This window comes from Halobacteriovorax marinus SJ, from assembly GCF_000210915.2.
GTDB lineage: Bacteria > Bdellovibrionota > Bacteriovoracia > Bacteriovoracales > Bacteriovoracaceae > Halobacteriovorax > Halobacteriovorax marinus.
Map to the genome: position 1 here is coordinate 2,152,511 of NC_016620.1, position 20,492 is coordinate 2,173,002.

Annotated in this window: 16 protein-coding genes; 8 read left to right on the forward strand and 8 right to left on the reverse strand. The window is 39.1% G+C overall.

Annotation, left to right across the window (positions count from 1 at the left end):
* Positions 1 to 189 precede the first annotated feature (189 nt).
* Together BMS_RS10140 and bfr are read left to right on the forward strand one after the other, a co-directional pair.
* Positions 190 to 378: a (2Fe-2S)-binding protein gene (locus BMS_RS10140; RefSeq protein WP_014244723.1), complete on the forward strand. Its 189-nt coding sequence runs from the start codon at positions 190 to 192 to the stop codon at positions 376 to 378.
* A 75-nt stretch (positions 379 to 453) separates the two neighbouring features.
* Entirely contained in the window at positions 454 to 924 is a 471-nt protein-coding gene (gene bfr / locus BMS_RS10145) for a bacterioferritin (protein ID WP_014244724.1), read from the forward strand.
* A gap of 55 nt (positions 925 to 979) precedes the next feature.
* On the opposite strand, the gene BMS_RS10150 is transcribed toward bfr, so the two are convergent.
* Positions 980 to 1,387 carry a hypothetical protein gene (locus BMS_RS10150; protein WP_014244725.1) on the reverse strand — a complete coding sequence of 136 codons (408 nt, stop codon included), beginning with the start codon at positions 1,385 to 1,387 and terminating at the stop codon, positions 980 to 982.
* Positions 1,388 to 1,510: 123 nt separating this feature from the next.
* Positions 1,511 to 3,964: a ferrochelatase gene (hemH, locus tag BMS_RS17505; RefSeq protein ID WP_014244726.1), complete on the reverse strand. Its 2,454-nt coding sequence runs from the start codon at positions 3,962 to 3,964 to the stop codon at positions 1,511 to 1,513.
* Between the two features lie 68 nt (positions 3,965 to 4,032).
* Here hemH and queF point away from each other — a divergent pair, with 68 nt between their 5' ends.
* Together queF and tatA are read left to right on the forward strand one after the other, a co-directional pair.
* Positions 4,033 to 4,578: a preQ(1) synthase gene (queF, locus tag BMS_RS17930; protein WP_014244727.1), complete on the forward strand. Its 546-nt coding sequence runs from the start codon at positions 4,033 to 4,035 to the stop codon at positions 4,576 to 4,578.
* Between the two features lie 15 nt (positions 4,579 to 4,593).
* Entirely contained in the window at positions 4,594 to 4,776 is a 183-nt protein-coding gene (tatA, locus tag BMS_RS10165; RefSeq protein ID WP_014244728.1) for a twin-arginine translocase TatA/TatE family subunit, read from the forward strand.
* A gap of 1 nt (position 4,777) precedes the next feature.
* On the opposite strand, the gene BMS_RS10170 is transcribed toward tatA, so the two are convergent.
* From BMS_RS10170 to BMS_RS10195, 6 genes are all read right to left on the reverse strand, one after another.
* On the reverse strand, positions 4,778 to 6,283 hold the full coding sequence (locus BMS_RS10170) for a hypothetical protein (RefSeq protein ID WP_014244729.1): 1,506 nt from the start codon (positions 6,281 to 6,283) through the stop codon (positions 4,778 to 4,780).
* A complete protein-coding gene (locus BMS_RS10175) occupies positions 6,267 to 6,659 on the reverse strand; it encodes a response regulator (RefSeq protein ID WP_014244730.1) in 393 nt (130 codons plus the stop codon). The genes BMS_RS10170 and BMS_RS10175 overlap by 17 nt, the downstream gene beginning before the upstream one ends.
* 95 nt (positions 6,660 to 6,754) lie before the next feature.
* Positions 6,755 to 6,994 (reverse strand): KH domain-containing protein, encoded by a 240-nt coding sequence (locus BMS_RS10180; RefSeq protein ID WP_014244731.1) that lies wholly within the window; start codon positions 6,992 to 6,994, stop codon positions 6,755 to 6,757.
* Positions 6,995 to 7,103: 109 nt separating this feature from the next.
* On the reverse strand, positions 7,104 to 7,352 hold the full coding sequence (gene rpsP, locus BMS_RS10185; RefSeq protein WP_014244732.1) for a 30S ribosomal protein S16: 249 nt from the start codon (positions 7,350 to 7,352) through the stop codon (positions 7,104 to 7,106).
* Between the two features lie 97 nt (positions 7,353 to 7,449).
* On the reverse strand, positions 7,450 to 7,854 hold the full coding sequence (locus tag BMS_RS10190; protein WP_014244733.1) for a hypothetical protein: 405 nt from the start codon (positions 7,852 to 7,854) through the stop codon (positions 7,450 to 7,452).
* A 112-nt stretch (positions 7,855 to 7,966) separates the two neighbouring features.
* Entirely contained in the window at positions 7,967 to 8,620 is a 654-nt protein-coding gene (locus BMS_RS10195; RefSeq protein WP_157765753.1) for an NADAR family protein, read from the reverse strand.
* A 188-nt stretch (positions 8,621 to 8,808) separates the two neighbouring features.
* Here BMS_RS10195 and BMS_RS10200 point away from each other — a divergent pair, with 188 nt between their 5' ends.
* The 4 genes from BMS_RS10200 to BMS_RS10215 all read left to right on the forward strand — a co-directional run bounded on the left by BMS_RS10200 (position 8,809) and on the right by BMS_RS10215 (position 20,482).
* Positions 8,809 to 10,344, forward strand: coding sequence for a hypothetical protein (locus BMS_RS10200; protein ID WP_044557498.1), 1,536 nt, complete (start codon positions 8,809 to 8,811; stop codon positions 10,342 to 10,344).
* A gap of 115 nt (positions 10,345 to 10,459) precedes the next feature.
* Complete coding sequence (locus tag BMS_RS10205; RefSeq protein ID WP_014244736.1) at positions 10,460 to 10,930, forward strand: hypothetical protein; 471 nt, start codon at positions 10,460 to 10,462, stop codon at positions 10,928 to 10,930.
* Positions 10,931 to 11,135: 205 nt separating this feature from the next.
* A complete protein-coding gene (locus BMS_RS10210; protein WP_044557499.1) occupies positions 11,136 to 16,892 on the forward strand; it encodes a tail fiber domain-containing protein in 5,757 nt (1,918 codons plus the stop codon).
* A gap of 11 nt (positions 16,893 to 16,903) precedes the next feature.
* Positions 16,904 to 20,482 (forward strand): fibrinogen-like YCDxxxxGGGW domain-containing protein, encoded by a 3,579-nt coding sequence (locus BMS_RS10215; RefSeq protein ID WP_014244738.1) that lies wholly within the window; start codon positions 16,904 to 16,906, stop codon positions 20,480 to 20,482.
* The last annotated feature ends 10 nt before the right edge of the window (positions 20,483 to 20,492 follow it).

Here is a 20,492-nt window from a genome sequence, read left to right on the forward strand (position 1 = left end):
ACGGCCACATGCGCGCCGCACAACTCACAATGAAAAGCTTACATAGTAGAAGCAATGCAAAATCAGCTATTTATTCAACGCTCAAAATAAAGTTTGACCAGGCAAACTTTTACATAGTATTATTAACAAGTGTTAAGCTAATTAAAGTTATGTCCGATTAGCTAACAGGAATTTAACTGGTAGAAAACTATGTACATCTGCATCTGCAAAGGCATTACAGAAGAACAGCTCGAACAAGCGATCAAGCCTGACGCAAAGCCAACTGACGTTTTAAAGGACCTTGGAGTTGGTGATAGCTGTGGAATTTGTCTAATCGATGCAATCGAGAAGATGACATTAGCAAAATCAGTGGCCCATCAAGAAAAGAAAAAGAAATAACTTCATTGCTCCTCTAGCACCCATTCTCTATAATAATTCTAATTATTAAATCAATAAATTTTGAAAGGATCTTTTATGAAAGGTGATAAAGAAATTATCGAGGCCTTAAATAACGTTTTGGCCAATGAACTCACGGCCATTAACCAATACTTTCTCCACGCCAGAATGCTAGATGACTGGGGACTTGAGAAGCTTGGTAAGCTTGAGTACGACGCTTCTATTGATGAGATGAAGCACGCAGATGAGATTATTAAGCGTATTCTCTTCTTAGAGGGGCTTCCTAACCTTCAAAAGCTTAATAGACTTAAAATTGGTCAAAATATCGAAGAGCTTATCGCTGCCGACCTAGAGGTTGAGTACAAGGCCGTTCCTGAACTAAGAGAGTATATTTCTCTTTGTGAAAAGAAGCAGGACTATATAACAAGAGATATCTTAAAGAGAATCTTAGATAGCGAAGAAGAGCATATCGATTGGCTAGAAACTCAGCAGAGCTTAATTAAGCAAGTTGGAATCCAGAATTTTATTCAATCACAAATTTCTGAATAATTGCGAAAAAGTAGATGTGCTAGATCCCTAACACATCTACTTCTCTTCTTTAGAACTAGTACTCTAGTTCAAATGTAGTGTGGAGCACTTCTGTTTTCGCATCAATAAATGAACCATTAACATCAAAGAAAATTGAAGTAATAGAAGTTTTCTTCTTTCCAATTCTAATTGCGTTGGCCGGAAATTGGTCGTTTTCAGACGTGTATAAGTAAATATAATTAGTATTAATACTTTCAAGAGCATGAGTTTGAAGCTCTCCATCCTCTAAGAAAGTTGTGAAAACTTTCACCGTTTCTGCGTTTGGATGGGCATTAAACTTGTAAGTTTCTAGGCTACATCCACCACCATGACCAGGAATAATACATGAGAATTGAATGTTAACATCTGCCGTAATCTGTTGATTTGACATTGAAAAAGCAGAAATTGAACTTAAAAATAAAAAGATTGCGATTAGATTTTTCATCTAGAACTCCAAGTGTTAATTTTCACAAAAACTTGGATCTCTTCATAGCTTATCCTACAAACTGTGTAAAGTAAGAGCTGCTAAATAAAAACCATTAACAGCTCTGAGATTATATAGAAAAAACTAGATGGCCTCGTTTGGCTTCTTCAACATTGAAATGAGAATTATTGGAATAATTAAAAAAGCCGAACCAAGAAAGTATGGTGAGCTTGATCCAAACTTCCAATAAATGATTGAAGCAATGATCGGACCGATAACCCTAGATAGTGCTCCAAGAGATCTGAAAATCCCAATACTGTGCCCCTGCTCTGCTGCTGGAGTATAGAGAGAAACCAGAGAAGTTAAACAAGGGATGGCCATACTCGAACCTACGGCCAAAAAGAAAAGTCCTACGTAGAGCAAGAAGCTTGATGTTGAAAGTCCAATCGAAATAAGCCCAGGAATAAGACAAATAAGTCCCATGAGCGCGACTTTCTTCTCCCCTATTTGACCGGCCTTTCTTCTGACAAAGCCACCTTGAACCATTGCTATAATAAAGCCGATAAAAATGAACATATAGGCATTATCCATAGAAGAGTAATTCATTCTCTCTACAGCTAGGAAAGTTAGAGTAAACTCCATTCCACTAAAGGCCATTAAAAATAAGAAGTGACCAAAGTTTGTAAGGTTAACTCCCTCATAAGGAAGTGGTTTAAAGAGTTGTAGTGGATTAAATGTTCTCTCGCTAGAGTGAGCATTTCCTCTTTTCTCTTCCGGTAAAGACTCCTTGAAGTTTCTATAGAGGAAGAAGAGATTAAATGCACTTAAAATAAATGCGATCCCAGCGGCCATTGAGAAAGGATTCACACCATAGGCTGCAAGCTCAGGAAAGCTCTTCGTTAAATCGATCAAAGACATAATCCCACCCATAGCAGGACCTATGATGAATCCAAGGGCAAAGGCAATTCCAATAGTCGCCATTCCCTTTGATCTATTTCCTTTAGACGTAACATCGGCAACGACGGCAGTAGCAGTAGAAATATTTCCCCCCATGATTCCTCCAATAAACCTCGCGATGATTAGAGTTGTAAATGAACCAGAGAAGAACCACAGGACATAACTAAGGGCCAGACCAAAAACTGAAACAAGTAACACTGGCTTTCTACCAATGCGATCAGAGATTCTTCCCCAAACTGGAGCGGCAATAAATTGAAGGAAAGAATAGAGCGCTCCAAGGGCCCCTCCAAAGAGAACAATAGAAGAGAGTTTACCGGCACCACCTGTCGCAGTGAGGGTTTCAATTCCATTGAAGATGAGATTTAAAAAGAAGTTATCCCCATCAACACTTATGTAGTGTTTTGCAAGAGCAGGAAAGAGAGGGAAGATAATTGAAAATCCTACTAAGTCTAAGAATAGTGTTAAGAAAACGATCTTTAGTGAACTCTTTGCATTTGCTGATAAGGGTTCTGATTTCATTGAAGGTTTTTCCATCTGCTTGTAATCCTCTTTTTGCATATAATAAAAATCTTGGGCCTTAGTTTCTCCACTGCCCTCACATTGATTTTCAACAAAGTGTGAAAAGTCCTCACACCACTTCTTGTCGTCATTTAAACACTCTATAAATTGAATTTCTCCACCTAGCTCTTTTGCTTCTTCAGCAAGCTCAGTGGCAATTTCATCAGTTGTCTCTAAACAATCGGCGACGAAACTAGGACAGTAGACAGCAATATTCTTCGCCCCTTCGTCTATCAGCTCCTCCATCACATCTTCTGTGTACGGAGTAAGCCACTCCTCAGAACCAAAGCGAGATTGAAAAGTGATAACAATATCTCTTGCATCAATATTTTTCACTCTACTCTTAATGAGAAAGTACGTTTCAAAACAATGCTTATAGTAAATATCATTCTTATAAAGAACTCTTCTCTTTGGAATGCCATGAAAAGAGATAATGAGCTTATCGCTCTTCTTTCCATCTCTCTCAAAGCGCTCTAGGAAATTATCAATTTGTACAACTGAGTTATCAATAAAGGCCTTACTTCTATGGAAGTTAGTTAGAAATTTAAAAGGAGGTATTTGCACCCTCGTCTTTAAAACACTGAAGAAGCCGTCCATTCCTGAGGCCACTGTACTCTCGGAGTACTGAGGAAACATTGGAATGATAAGAAGCTCAGTTGCCGCAGTCTCAGGGGAGCTAGAAACTTCTCTCTCCCATCTATCCCACACTTCATCTACTCTAGGAGATGAAAGAAGAAAGGCATACTCAACTTCAACCTTATCGCTCTTAAGAAATGAAGAGACTTTGTCACTAAAGCTCTTTGTATTATCAATGAGCGGAAAGCTCTCTCCATTCCAGATTCTTGAATAGAGCTTGGCCGATCTCGCCGGTCTAAATGGAATTACAAAGAGGTTTAAGATAATTTTCCAAAGAGTTGGATTTATATCTACAACTCGTGGGTCTCCAAGAAACTCTTTTAAAAACGTTCTTACATCACTCACTTTCGGTGACTTGGGAGAGCCTAATTGGACAAAGACAACTTTTGTTTTTCGGTGTCCAAGTGAATCATAGACACCTAAGAAATTTTCATTTTGATCTGTCATATTTTCACATCTTTTTGACTATTTAGAGCGCATAATGTACCTGATTTATATAATAAGGGGAAGAGCTGATGGCAAAAGTTAAGACAAAGAAGAAGAAGACTGGAACAGGTGCAAAGGGACGCAACGCAAAAGAACTTGCGAGCTTCACACTTGGAGAGGCCGAGACTAAGTACTCTATGACATACTCTCCCGAAGTCCTAGAGGCCTTTGATAATAAGAATCCTAATAGTGATGCATGGACTACTTTCCTATGTACAGAGTTCACAAGCCTCTGCCCGAAGACGTCTCAGCCAGACTTTGCCAGAATTTATATAAATTATATTGCGGATAAGAAGATGGTAGAGAGTAAATCTCTTAAATTATACCTCTTTAGCTTCCGTAACCACGGTGACTTTCACGAAGATTGCATACAGAAAATCTGTGATGACCTAGCGAAACTCATGAAACCGAAGTATATTGAAGTTATAGGAGAATTTACTCCTAGAGGTGGTATAGCTATTTATCCATACTCTAGTTATTCAAATAGTAAGGCCCTCTACAAAAGTATTAAGGCCAAGAGATTTGCAGAGTATTCTCCAGGTAAGTACACAATGGATATGTCTAAGATCTATTAGACTAAGGATGAAAATATGGGATTTGGAATTGGTGAGAGTTTAGTCGTTCTAGCAATTGTTGTTCTACTCTTCGGAGGTAAGAAGCTACCACAACTTGGAAGTTCACTAGGAAAGGCCATTCAGAACTTTAAAAAAGGTCTTGGAGAAGAAGACGAACAAAGCACTGATAAAGACGACGACAAGAAAAGCTTAAAATAATTTAAATAAGGCCCTCTAAAGTTTTAAGAACAAGAGGGTCATCTTTACTTGCTCCTTCCATAGCTTCAAATAATTTTTCACATATCTGCTCGTAACTTCTTTCAATATTTCTCTCACGCAAAAGTATATCCACATAGCGGATCGTTCGATCAATCAACTTATTATTACTTGGCCTAACCCATGTCATGATATTACTTTCATAACGACCAAGTCTTCCCATAACGAGAGTTGAGTGAGTATTTAATAAGATTTTTGTAATAATATGAACGCTTAAAAGATCAAATCCAGAGAAGTCAATTTCACACTCCCTAGAGTCGAGAGCAATATTTAATTTTTCTTCATTCAATTCTAGAGAAAAGATGTATTGCTCACCTTTGCAATAACTTCTTCTTTTATTAATCAATTCACTCGATATATCGAATCGGTATAGGCGATCAACAGCGGCCAGTCCCTTTATTTCATCCCACTCTAGCGTCCTAGGATCTCTTGAGAGTAAACTCTTCCAAGCATCTTCAATACGACTCTCTCCTAAAAGTGAGAGATAACATAGAGAGTGATGGGAAATCGCTGAACTAGAATTTTCTTCAAAAGGCAGTAAACTAAATGTTGGTGATCTTTCAGTCGTGTCTGTAAGAACACTAATTCCTAACTTTGAATCACAATTATAGATGATTCCTCCACCCTCTTTATATATCTCAGACTCCCTCTCTATAAAGGGAGTGAGTAGCGACGAAGAAAGCTCTTCAAACTTCTTCATTAAATTTAGAGGCCAATCCTTATTGTAGTTAAATAGGGCCATGCCAGTGACCAGCATTTGTATCGTACTTGCCTGCATTCGCGTGCTGCCGGCCAAGACCATTTCTCCGGTAGTGAGATTAAGCTTCTTAATGGACTTATTTTCAATCACTCTTCTTGAGCGCTCCACTGTCTCACAAAGAATATCGTCTGGATTGCAGTAAAGAAAATATGGGTTTCTCTTTGAGGTTCTTTGGGCCGTCTCTGCTGCACCTATAACAAAGGGTGTTTCACCTCCCTCAGTTATAGCAACGAGAAGATCGTTATCGCTAAAACCAAGATCAAGTAATTGTCTCTCACCGTACTCTGGGTGATCTTCAAAATTTTCTATCGAATGAATTAGCGCCACATCCCCACCGGCCATAAAAGAGATAACCCTTCCCTTTTCATTGCCTGACTGATTCCATATGGTCTCTAGAGCGAGTGATAATCTTCCTGTCGCCCCACAGCCACACAGAAAAATTCTTCCTCCACATTCTAGAGTTTCTTGAACATCTCTTTGAAAGAGCTCTATCTCACTTTGTTTTTCTAAAACTGTAGAAAATAGAGATAGATCTATCTCCTTTATGGCCTTTAAGGCCCTCTCTAAGTCACTATTGGCCCATTCAGAGAGACCAATTGTCTTAGGATGAGACTTCTCTGTAGTTAAGCGCCCAAGCTTAAAGCTCTCAGCTATTTTTAAAAAATCATTTGATTTACTTTGATACGACATAGTCTCTTTCTTCTATAGAATTTATTACTGTTTGAAGTATCTCATCAAGACCAAAGGGTTTCGAGATGAGAGCAGTTGCCCCCTTCTCTTTTACTTGCTCATCTGTTAGAAAAATATCCCCAGAAAATAGAAAAAAGAGTGGTGACTTTTCGGCCATGCTTCTCACTTCTCTCAAAAGTTCCAGCCCACTTAGTCCCGGCATACCTGAGTCGGAGATAATGATATCAATACTCTCACTCTTAAAGATTTCAAGAGCTCGAAGTCCATCGTTTGAACCATAGACCTTAAAACCTTTCATTTGAAAAGCTTCCAAGCAAAGTTCTAATAAATCTTCGTCATCCTCAGCAATGAGAATACTATAGTCACTAAAATTCATAGAGATATGATAGGAGAAAAAAAAGAATTAAGAAAGTTTAGAAAAAAAAACCTCACTGAAAGTGAGGTTTAAAGATTGCGTCTTTTAGTTTTAGTCTATTCGATAATTTCTAGAACAGATCTCTTCTTAAGCTTTGTTGATGCAGCATTAAGAATTGTTCTAAGGGCTCTGGCCGTACGACCTTGCTTACCGATAACTTTACCTAAATCTGTCTTATCAACTTTAAGTTCGATAACTGTAGTTTGTTCTCCTACAATCTCGTTTACTTCTACCGCATCTGGCATGTCGACTAGTGATTTAGAAACGTAATGGATTAGATCTTTCAATTCGCTCATTTAGTACTCTCGCTTTCTACAGGTATCCACTAGGAATACCTTTTCCATTAACATTGTTTCGCCAAAGGCGACCCTCTTTCTAACGAAAGCTAAAAAGAGGAGAAAAAACTTAACCTAATTGGATCTTGTTTTTCTTTAAAAGAGTTCTAACTGTATCTGACATAGTAGCTCCACTCTTAACTAGAGCAGCAATTCTTTCAGCTTTTACGTCGATAAGTTGTGAACCTTCGATATGTGGATTGTATTGACCTAATCTTTCAAGGAACTTTCCGTCTCTTGGATTTCTTGAGTCTGTGGCAACAATAGTGTAAATAGGCATATGAACTCTACCACCGCGTTGCATTCTGATTGTTAGCATGTATTAACTCCTACAATAACTCTTTATTACACTTGTAAATAGGCTATATTAATTAATTCATGACCCGTTAGATGTCAATGTTTTAAGTAATTAATTCTTATAAGTCACCGCATTTAATACGATTAAATAATGAGCTGAATTCATTAGAGATACTCTGAAGAATTCTTGGCTTAACCTCAGTCTGGTTTCCTGTAAGCACTGAGAGAACCTTAATTTCCTTTCTAAGAGTCTTATATCTCTTCTTATAAGCCTGAACACAATTCTTATTTCTTGGACTCTCTACGGCCATACAAATCGCTCTAACGGTTGATACCTTAGTTGAGATTTCAGCAACTTGGGCAGAGAATTGGAACTTATCGCTATAACCTTGGTTAAAGTCAAGTGAAGCGCTCACAAGATCTTCAAAGGCATTATTATAGACATCTCTACACTCAGCATCTGAAAGTGCATAAGCTGAATTTAGACAAAGTAGTGACATTAAGATTAGTAGACCCTTTTTCATAGTAACTCCTAAATTAAAAATTTAGGTGAATTTATCAATAAATTAAAAATCAAACAATGCATCGCGTCATTTTTACATATAAAAAAGGGAGTCTCTACTGACCTCCAAACTTTTACTGAGCTTGCTCTCTAAATTCTTTTCGAAGCTCCATCCAAATCTTATTGTAGAACCACGCAGGAGGAGCATCTCCCATAATATGATCAGGAAGAAGTTTCAGATCTCCAGTGGAGAGAAGAATCTCCATCACCTTTGGATTCTGAATGGCCTTTGTTCTCAGAGCATCTTTAATCAGACGGTAATGAACACCTTTAGATACTGTCCAAAACTTGATTTTCTTTCCTTGGAAAGTCACCCAGTCAATTCCCATCTCTCTCATATTTGCATTGGCATAACCGCCGGCCTTCTTGGCCAGAAAGCCTGTCATCAATTCAACTTCGGCCCTTGAATATGGCCACTCTATTCCCTCGAAAGTCGCTCTCATGTCATCTTGCGACTCAGGATACTTTAGCGACTGCCAGAAACCTTCAACTGACTTGTACAGAGTTCCTTTGTAAACAAAGTCTGTGGCCGCAAAATTTGAAAGAATTCCAAGTTCATTACGCTTTGAAAGAATGACTTCTCCCTCTTTAGCGTCCTGTGGAAGAACTTCCCAGCCTGGAGCTGTTTGACGATCTACCTCTTGCCACCAATGGGCAGGGTAATCAGCGTTGGCCGCAAATGTTAATGTCGAAAATAAAAAAAGGATGTGTAGTGCGAGATTTTTCATAACGGTATTAAATAAGTTGGATCGGACTATGTCATGACCCAAAGCAAAGTCTCCTAAGGCATGAAAAGTAGTCAATTTGAAGTTTTCAAGATCCAGTTAGAAAATATAAATAGCTGAAATTTCGTAAACAAAATCTAACACTAGAAAATCATTTAAACTAAAAAAGACAAATATCCGAGAAGATTACTATGTTTAACGAGTTTAGAAATTATCTCATAAAGACTGCGGCCCTAATGGGAGCTGCTGCTTCGCTCGTCTACTTCGTACCGAGGGTCAGTGAGAAGTTTGAGGAACCAAAAAAAGAGAAGTCTTCCAAAGAAATAGCCCTCACTGATAGCGATGGCCTAAGTAAATATGATCGCAGGGCGAGAAGACCTGCCTCAGTTTCTCTTGATCTTAATGAAGAAGAAAGCGCGATACTCATAGAAGAAGACTCTAATAAAGAAATTGAAGAAGACTTTAGGGCCGACGAAGATCCCGCCTTAAAGGCACTTGTCAACGCAAACTTTAATAATGCAAGTGAAGACGAGACGTCTACTCCTAGTAGCACTCAAGATGCAGTAATCAACTATGGAGACACTTCTCCTTCTGGGGGCGCCAGCGAAGCAAATGGTCCAAGAGTCAGTAGACGTGAACCATCCCAAGAAAGTCAAAGTAGCTCTAGCAATGATAGTAGCGAACAAAGTGACTTTAAGTCTGTCGCTGACTTAGATAGTGCGGATTCTAGTGACGACAATCTCTATGGCATTTCAAATTGTACGACAAATTGTAACTCTAGTGATGTGAGCGATAACTCAAGTAGCGCAGACTCTAGTGGTTCACAAGTGGGTGGAAGCTCTGATACAACTGATTCAAGTAGTGATGTTGCTCCTACAGTAACTGCAGATATTGGGTCGGGAAACTTTTCATCCAATCCAAATGTAACTCTAAGCTCTGCTCAATCTGGAGATATTTATTATTGTGTTGCCAATGGTAGCTGTTGTGATCCAAATCCTAGTGCAGGGGGAACTCTTTATAGCTCTACCTTAAATATTGGTAGTGGTGATGGAAATTACTGCTTAAGCTATGTAGGGATTAGCCCTAGTGGAATTCTAGGAGAGAGCGCAAATCAAACTTACCTCGTAGATCAAACTCTCCCCGATATGGATTCAATTGTAGATATTCAATATCTTCAAACAACACAGCAGTCGAGCATCGCCATTGACTCTGATAATTTTGGAGAAAGTGGATATGATTATGGACTCTATGGCCTAAGTTCAGATCCTTCTGCGCTCAACTGTAAGCAAGTTGAAGAGAACTTTCTTCACGGAACTTATGGTGTAGACTTTGATGGAAACTCTACTCCGGACCTATTCGATCTAAGTTCAATTTTCACAACGATTACAACTCCACTAAGACCAGATATTATGCAATATGGTAGTGCTGGAAATTTCTTTGTCTCTATTCTCTCAAATAGAAACCCTACTGATGAGGCCAAAAGAACTTGTGTAACCCATAGAGTGATTCTACAAGACTTTGACTACTTTGCCTTTGCACCTACGACGACTTCTGCTCCTGCTGTAAATGGGTCGGGACATATGGAAGTCAGTGGAAGCTTTAATAGTTTTGGAATCTTCAGAGAGCCTGCGGCCATTGGGGACAATTCTATCACCAGTGGAAGCTCAAAGTATGAACTCGACTCAAGCAATATTCTTGAATCTTCAAAAGAAGAAATTATTTACTAATTCCCCCCTACACTGTCTAAATATAATTGTTACAGTCCTTTGATTAATTTATTTTTAATAAAAATCTTTATTGCTATAGCTATTTATTCGAATCAAAAATGAAGGATAGAAATAGATGAAGATGAAATTAATAGCGATCTTGGCCCTCCTTACAACTTCAATTCACATTAGTGCCGCTGTTGGATTTGATGATGTTAAAGAGATGTTTGTAAAAGGAAGCCCTCTTACTAAGAAAGAAATTCTTGATGACGCCAGCAATAGAGTTTGGAATGGTCGATGCTTTCAACCACAGGCAGTGAATGAAAAGTTGGGAAGTATTCTTTTTCTTAGAAAAGCAAGTAAGAGAAATTCATATGAACTCTTAACAGTCATCTCAAATTATATAGACTATCTTGATAGCATGAGTGAGTTTCAAATTATGGATACTCATGGGGATTCTTTTACTAAGGCCGTTATCAAAAAAGATTTCTATACTCCTCACGCAAATGGACAAAGAACTATTTATAGATATTCCAATCAATATATTATTTCTAAATCTCAAAACTTTAACGGAGCAATGAGGTACTGCCTCTTCTTTGAAAGATAAGAATTCCAAAGTATTAAAGATAGAAGAAAGGGTAATTGCCAAGTTTTATACTCAGGTTCTATTATCCTTTCTATATTTTACCTAAAGGTTCCCTCCCTAAACTATCGAATTAATTCACCCACAAGTTTTCTTAATAAAATTAACCATCTACCGAATAGAATAGTATGAAAGACCTACTACTTTCAGCTACTTTGTGGAACGTTTGATGAATAATATGCTGCTAAAAATTTTCTTACTTTTTCTAAGCACAAGTATAACTTTTGCTTCTGAGAAAATTTCTTACTCAGGAAGGCTCACTAGCGCTAACGGTGCACCTATTTCTGGGCCAGTAAGTATTACCTTAGACATTGTAACTTCTACACCTACAACTCTATGTTCAATCACTGACACTTCTGTTCCACTCTCCAATGGGGTTTTCCATTTAGAAGTAGACTACGGAACAACTTGTGATAGCTCTAGATCGTTGAAACAAATTATTTCAGATGCTGTAAATGCGTCAGAAGAATTATTTATAAGAGTGACGGATAATACTCATACAAAAGTTTATCCGGCCCAGGCCATCACATCCACACCTCTAGCGACTTTTGCCCTAGAAGCGGCTTCTGTTAGAGAGGGATCAATTGTTAATACAGACTTAAAAGGTGTTGCGGCCAATTGTGCTAATAATGAAGTTATTGCTGGAGATGGTTCTGGTAACTTTAAATGTATTTCAGCAAGTACTGGTTCAGTAACTTCTATTACAGCAGGAACTGGGCTTACAGGTGGAACGATCACTTCGTCAGGAACAATAGCTGTTGACGTAGGAGCCGGTGCTGGAAATATTCCACAACTTGATGGTTCAGGAAAACTTGTAACTTCTGTTGAAACTGACCCTAATGTACTGGCCTTTGCCAAAAGCTCACTTCCAACTTGTAATGCGGGAGAAGTTCTAAAATCTGATGGTACTAATTTTTCATGTGTAACAGATGATGTTGGAACAGACTCAGATACGACTTACACAGCGGGAACAGGGATTGATCTCACAGCAGGTCAATTCTCAATTGATGCCAGTGCATGTCCAGCTGGACAGAGAATGATTTTTGGAGCTCCAGGTTTTGGATGTGAAGATGCCGATGCTATTTCTCTTCAAGGTAATGATGTTGATAATGCAGCTCCAAACGACAACGATGTTTTGACATGGAATAATGCCACATCTAAATGGGAACCGAGAGCAACAGCTGCGACAGTTACAAACTTAGACGATCTCTCTGATGCTGCAACAACAACGGATAACTTATTCCTTGGTCATAGTAATACAATGGGAACTTCAAATACAGGAGTTGGTATTACTTCACTCGACGCTTTAACTACAGGTAACTTTAATACGTCTATTGGTGATGGCTCACTTACTGCTAATCAAAGTGGATCAAATAATGTGGCCATTGGTTACAACGCTGGTGCCAGCAATATTTCAGGAAGTGGAAATGTCTTCATAGGAAATGCCGCTGGAGAAAATGAAACAGGATCAAATAAGCTCTATATTGATAATTCAAATACTGCGACTCCACTTATCCAAGGTGACTTCTCTACTGATATCGTTACGATAAATGGAAAGTTAAAAATTGTTGATGGTACTGAGGGTGCTACAAAAGTTCTTACGTCCTCCGCGGATGGAACAGCAAGTTGGACTTCTCTCTCTGGTGCCGGAAGTGTGACAAGTGTTGATGTAACTGCTCCTCTGGTAAAAGGTGGTACAGCATCAGATGTCGATCTCTCAATTCCTGCGGCGACAACAACTGCTGACGGTTACTTAAGTTCAACGGACTGGAATATTTTTAATATGAAGCAGGACGCTCTACCTAGTGGTGGAACGACTGGACAATACCTTCGAGGCGATTTAACTCTTTCAACTTTTGTAGATGATGTTCTAGCTAGTGTCCTAACAGGATATAGTGCAGGTGCAAATACTCCCCTAGCTGCAACAGATAATGTTGTAGGAGCTTTCTCTAAAGTGCAGGGACAAATAAATGCCAATCAAACTTCAATCTCAACTAACGCATCTGATATCGCTACTAATACAACAGATATTGCTTCAAAAGTTGACAAGACTACAACTGTTAACGGAGTCGCCCTCTCTTCAAATATTGTACTAGACACTGACGATGTTGCCGAAGGTTCTACAAATCTTTACTTCCAAGACTCTCGCGCAAAAGCAGCGGCAGTAATTAATGCAACAACAGGAAGTGAAACAGATAGGGCCCCTTCAGTACAAGCAATAAAGAATTATATTACAGCAAATACTGGAACTGGTGACTTCATGGCCGATGGCTCAGTTCCAATGACATCTCAGCTTAAACTGGCCGATGGAACATCTTTTGCGCCGGCACTTTCATTTAACAACGATCCAAATACAGGTCTCTTTTCATCTGGTGCTGACGCTATTGGATTTGCGACTGGAAGTATAGAAAAGATGACACTCGCTTCAAACGGAAATTTAGGTATTGGAACACCTTCTCCGTCTTCAGGTCTTAACCTACACGAAAAGAATAGAATTCAAATAACAAATTCAACAACAGGTAATGCAAACTTCTTAGATGGTATTTCAATTGCCCTACTTAGCAGTAAGGATATGGAAATTAGAGCTTCAGAGTCAGGTGCAAAGATTGATATGATTGCTGATGACTTTATTAAATTTAATACGAGTGGCTCTAACGAGAGAATGAGAATTATTCAAAATGGTAATGTTGGGATTGGTGTCACTGATCCAGATGCAAAGCTAGAAGTTGCAGGACAAGTTAAAATCACAGGCGGAACACCAGGCGTTGGTAAAGTACTAACTTCAGATGCAGATGGTCTCGCCTCTTGGACAACTCCAACTTCTGGAACAGTTAGCTCAGTTTCGGCGACAGCTCCTCTATCTGTTACAAACCCTACGACAACTCCTTCACTCTCTATCTCTCAAGCGAATACATCTACTAATGGTTACCTTAGTTCAACTGATTGGAATACATTTAATAATAAACAGAGTGCTCTTCCAACAGGAGGAACAACTTCACAGTACCTAAGAGGAGATTACACTCTTTCAACTTTTGTCGATGATGTGCTAGCAAGCGTACTTACGGGTTACACTGTAGGCGCAGATACACCTCTTGCGGCAACAGACTCAGTTCTCGGGGCATTTTCAAAAGTTCAGGGACAGATCAATGATAACAATACTGATATCAGCACCAATGCAACAAATATTGGAACGAATACGACAAATATAAGTAATAATGCCAGTGCAATTTCAACTAACACTGGAAATATCTCAAGCAATGCAACAGATATAGCAACTAATGCTTCAAATATAGCAAGTAATGATACAGATATCGCTCAGAATGCCAGTGATATTGCAGCAATAAATGAATCGCAGTGGACAACAACAGGTTCAGACATTTATTACAACACTGGAAATATTGGGATGGGTACCCCTACTCCTAGAACAAAACTTCATCTATTTGGATCAGCAGGAGCAGCGGCATCAGACTTTTTAACTATTGAAGGCGCAGGTAATGCTGGAGTAGGAAGAGGAGTTGGAGTTTTAATGAAAGTTCCAGCAGGCAGTGGAACAACTGTAGATGGTGCCCGAATCGTAGCGACTCAAAGATCAGGAACTTCAACAGATATTGCTTTTGAACTAGGTACAACTGGAACACTAAGTGAAAGGATGAGATTTACTCATACTGGAAAAGTAGGTGTTGGAGTTAGTAACCCTATTTCATCTTTAGACTTAAATAATGAAGGCAAGATAAAATACAACAATTTTAAATTAAATGGACAATCGCAAACTGAAGATAGTCAAGGTGCAAGCTATATTATACTCCATCAAGCATACGATGGTGCATTAATGAGTGACCATAGAGTAGAAGGTAGAATTACGGCAAGAAGAGGAAATACAACATCGTCAAATAAGTCGATTAATTGTCTAATTTCGTCTTCTACCGCTTATAACACAGATCAAGCGACCCTCTCTTGTTTAAGAGAAAATGTTAGATTAGTTTATGTTGATGTAGCTTCCGTGAAGTATATTGCACTTAAGCTCTTGAATACCTCTACAAGATATGACTTTAGATTTGATGGATATGCATCTGTGCCTAATGGCGAAGAGTTTTTAAAACTACTATATGATCAACAAGTATCTAATGAAACCGCTTTTACCTCTAAAGCAAGTAATATTATAGATGGTAAGTTACTTGTATCTGAAAATATAATTGGAGAAAAGAATATTGCGATCTCCACAGGTAGTAGCATTAAGTTAAAGGGTGAATCAGACAGTACTCATAGAATCTACCATCAAACTGCAACTGATAGTGATGTCATAGAGATTTCTGCAAACTTTAAGATTGACGACTACAATTCTGGAACGCCTCAGACAAGGTTCAGAATATTAGCAGGATCAGGTAATGTTGGTATTGGATTAGGAGAAACCGCTCCTACAGAAAGACTAGAGGTTTCAGGAAATGTGAAGGCCACTGCTTTCTACGGTGATGGTTCCGGCTTAACAGGAATTACTGCTGATAGTTCAAGTAATAATGTAAACGCAATTATTAATGCTGATGCCGACTCAAACTCAAGTGGTGAGATCCTTCTACAAACTGCTGGAACAACAAGAGCAAGTATTTCTAATACGGGAGATATGACTCTAGGAAGTGCTGTTAATTCAGGTACAGGAGTAACGAGCTTTAGTGTTGGCTCTGCTACTGAGCCAAGTGTAATCTCTCTAGGTGAAGATGCTAGCAATAACTCCGCCATCACATGGAATAATACAAGTAACTATGTCTCTATTGGTACTACTAATGCCAGTACGGCTTACAATGAAACTCTCGTAGTTAGAAATGGTAAAGTCGGAATCGGGACAAACAACCCTGTTGATAAGCTCACAGTTAAAGGTGATACATCATCTCTAAGACTCGAATCTACAACTGCAAATATAAATAACTCAAGTAGTATCGTCTTTGCTGAAAATGCCACTGATGATCACTTCATACTTAGATATGACGGTTCAGACTCTGTTGAAGGAAGTGGTGCTCTAACCTTTAGTGGAATGAGCTCCGGAGATATTTTATCTCTTAATAGAGGTGGTAAAGTTGGAATTGGAACAACTGCACCGTCAGTTAAATTTCAAGTTCAAACTGAGAGTTTAGGTACAGGTTGGAAAGCTGTGAACGACAATTTTGCCTTCCTCTCACAAGATGCGTGGCAAACACTCGTCTCTACATCAGCGGACACTTGGGGTTCTTCGATTATGCTCAAACAAGTTGATCATGCGACAAAAGCATACGAAAATAGTTGGGCCATCTCAAGACAGACAAACTCTAATGGGACTGGTGACGGATCTCTAAGATTTACTTACGGTACAGATGTCTCACCTACTGAGAATCCGGCCATGGTAACTTTTGAAACTAATGGACGTGTCGGTATTGGAACAGTTGATCCAAGCGAGCAACTAGAAGTTAATGGTAATGTAAAGGCCGCGTCTTATCTCTATACATCAGATAAGAGATTTAAAAAGAATATAACTCTAGTTGAAGCGCCACTTGCTAAAGTTGATGCCCTTAGAGGTGTTCTCTTTGATTGGAGAAATGATGAGTACAATGATTTAAACCTTCCTGAAGGAAGAGATTACGGTTTCATCGCTCAAGAAGTTGAAGAAGTTGCACCAGAGTTAGTACACACAGATGACTTTGGTTATAAGTCTGTTAAGTACGCCAATATCACATCTATCTTAGTGGAGGCAGTTAAGTCGCTCAAAGACAAATTCAATAAGTACTTTGAAGATAATGATAAGGAAGTAAAAGAATTAGGAAGAAAGGTTGCCTCACTAGAAGAGGAGAATAAAGAATTAAAGAAGAAGTCTCTTGAAAATGAAAGAAGAATTGAAGAGATGGAGAAGAACTTAAAAGAAATATTAAAGACAATGAATTCTAATAATAAGAATAACTAAGAGAGAATGAAATGAGATATAGCTTAGCTCTATTCATGACTCTCTTAAGCCTTGAAACCTTTGCAATTAATACAGTTGCAACAGGCTTTCAACTTGCTCCTGACAATTTAAAAACAATAGTCGCGCACGGTATCTGTAAAAAGGTTTGGAATACTGGAAGTGAAAGCCACTTTGTTGCAACCAACTCAAGCCCTGAGTGGCTTAACTTTATCGCCAATCACCCAAGTGATCTCACGGTTAGATCCTGCCAAGCAAACTGCTCTAACCTTCAGGCCATGGGAATAACAACTTCTGGTGTCTATAATTTAGATATAGATGAATCAGGACCAATTCCCGCACTTGATATGTACTGTGATATGACAAACGATGGCGGTGGATGGACGCGAGTCTTTAAGCACAATACAGTTGGAGGCTACTTTACAGACCTAGACGACGCTAAGTTAAAAAATCAAGCGACACCAACTGCAGACCTCTACTCTATCTTACAATACATAGAAAACCTTAAAAGCTCCCATGGGCTTACCTTTAAGTATAGGGATACAACTAACTCTCTTCAAAATATCTGGTTTCAAAGAAGTAACCCACTCTACGACACTAGTGTCATGGGTTATAGACCCATTGAAATTGCCTACTCAAGTAACTACTGGGGAGGACTTGAAAATGGAAATAGAGATAGTTCAGGACGAAAGAATGCAGACAAGTCTCTCTTTGACGGCTCGGTTGAACACCCTAATTGGTGGTATAGTGTTGGAGCAACAACTGATCACAATGGAAATATTCCAAGCTTTAATAATTTAAGTACAGATGAAGTAGAACTCTGGGTTCATACGGCGGGCTTAAAACCCATGAGTTGTTCTCACATTGTTCAGATGGGAGATCATAAAGGAGATGGAATCTACACGATCTATCCAGATCAAATCAATGCCACAAATGTCTACTGTGATATGAGTACTCTTGGTGGTGGCTGGACTCTCTTCTATGCTAACGCTGCAGCGAGTACGATACCGGTGAAGAAATCATGGAATGAGTTTAGAGATGAAAAGTATGGTTTAGATGTTTCGACACTTGGCTACTCTTCTCCTAGTACAGTAGGAATGTTAGATGTCACAAGATTTACAACTGCGACTCAGGTCATGGCAAAAGATATTGGTAATTGGGCCGCCACAGATTACTCAGTTATTAGTTTTCATGAGAATCAGTCGCTACAAGATATGGTGACTCTTAAAATCGTGAACGAAAATGGCAATTGCTACAATATGCCAGGTGGCCAATCTTTTCATTTTCAAAATAGTAATACTGCTGACTACTACTTTGATAAAGTGAACGGTTGGTCTACAGGAAAAGTTAGTTTTGGTTGGATGGATTGCTTTACTGGCTCTGATGCTCAAACACCTGAGCCAGATGTACAGAACCACCCTAGGCACTTCATGTACAATACAAATAGTGCTGCCGATGGGACTCGAGTTAGAGGTATCGGAGGCTTTAATAGTGGTGATGCTAACGCTGTTGCAAGATTTTTCATAAAAGATAAATTAGATCGTCCTCAAAGTTGTATGGATATTCTTCTTAGTGGTGAATCAAAAGGAAGTGGAACTTATACAATCTACCCAAGAGGAAGTGCCATCAGTGTTGAATGTGATATGACAACTCATGGTGGTGGATGGACAAAAGTTTGGCACGGATATCCTACAGAGGCCTACGCAAACTCAACTGCCAATGAAGTATACTCACGCTCTAATAAAATTCCTTTTAATCAAATGATGATGAAAGGTGAAAATACAGGGGAAACAGTCGTCGATCAGACAACGGAAACCGCCTATCTTGACGACACGATTGTTGCCTACTACCAAAGTGTTATCTCTCAAGCAGACGCGGCTTTTCCCACAGTGAGCTTTCATGACTTTGAAGGGAATCAAGATGTAAAGTTAGTGGCCGGAAATTTTATGAGAGGCTATGGAAATAATTGGAGATACTTCTGGACATGTATTAATGTAAGTTCATCAACAAGAATATTTACTGGCGGAAGCTATGCTCCTGGTTGTCAAACAAGACCAAGTTTTAATACAGCTTCAATTTCAACCTGTACTGGATCAAATAGTGACTACTGTGAAGATGCCTTTACCAGTACAGAGATAGACACAGGACTTGGATTAACTCTTAAACAATATCAAGAAACTTCCACATGGGTTAGATCTCTTCCAAGTATGACTTCTTGTAGAGATATTCTCGATCACAATTATTCTCACGGTAGTGATGTGTATCAGATTGATCCAGATGGACCTAATGGAGAAAACCCTCCATTTAAAACTTATTGTAATATGACAACAGACGGTGGAGGTTGGACACTGACGTGGTCAAATACAAGAGAGGGAACAAATAAACCTGTGACTGGTATCTCCTACTCTGATGCTGTTAACACTCTACCAAGATGTTCAAAGCCAGCTGCAGCAAATGCTCTGGATTCATCAGGTGATTGCTCATACTTATCTCTTCCAACAATGCCTTATAGTGATTCAAAATACGTTAATTACTTCCTTGGACTTAAGCATTGGAATAATATTGCTAAGGACGATGACTTCGAGCTCCTTTATGAATGGGAATATGACTACGATATTGGCACAACTAATTCTTATAAGGCGAGTATTAATAAATTTGAGGCCTCAGATAATTACAGGCTTACAATGACTAACTACCAAACTCTAGTTGGAGGATTTGACTCGGCCCATGGAAGTACCCATAACGGAATGCAATTTACAACCATGGACGCGGATAACGATAACCACGGCGATAATTGTGGAACGCTCTATTCCAACACTCCTTTTTGGTATAATGCCTGCTGGTCTGGAAATATAAATGGTGGTGGTGAAAATAGCGATAACGATACACTTCATCACAACGGAGCCTACTATAGTGGTTCAGTAAGAGCATGGGCAACCACTAGTGATGGTGTGGGAGCTGGCAATGGATGGTTCTTTATAAGAGAGAGAAAGAGTAAACGCTTTCCAAGAAATTGTAAGGACATCCTAGATAATGATCCTAATGCGCCGTCAGGAGTTTATAGTGTAGACTTCTCCCCTGGAACACCAGCGAGTAGAATGACAGTTTACTGTGATATGGAAAATGACGGTGGTGGATGGACACTTATTTTTAGTCATAATGTAAGTGGAGGTTTTTGGACAGATGCCACTGAAGCGAGCTTTAAGAATAATAATGTACCATCTCCAGACCTAGAGAAATACTCTCTTATGACACAAATAAAGTACCTTAGATCTTCTGGTAAATTTACATTTAAAATGGAGTGGCCAGGCAACGCCCATAAGAATATCTGGTCTCAAACAAGTGATCCAAGTGTTGATCAGCCTATTGCTGGATATCAGGCGATTAGTGTAAGTTCAACTGGAGCATCTTGGGGAGGACTAGAGAGAAATTGTACAGCAGGATGTACTTCTTCCTTTGCTGACGGTTCAGTGGGAACAAGTACTTGGTGGTATGCTATTGGTTCTTACGCCGACTATAGCCCTGGTGGTATGCCAGGGCCGAATGATGGAACAGGAGATGTTACTCAACACGTTCTCCTGTGGATAAAGTAATTCGCGAGAC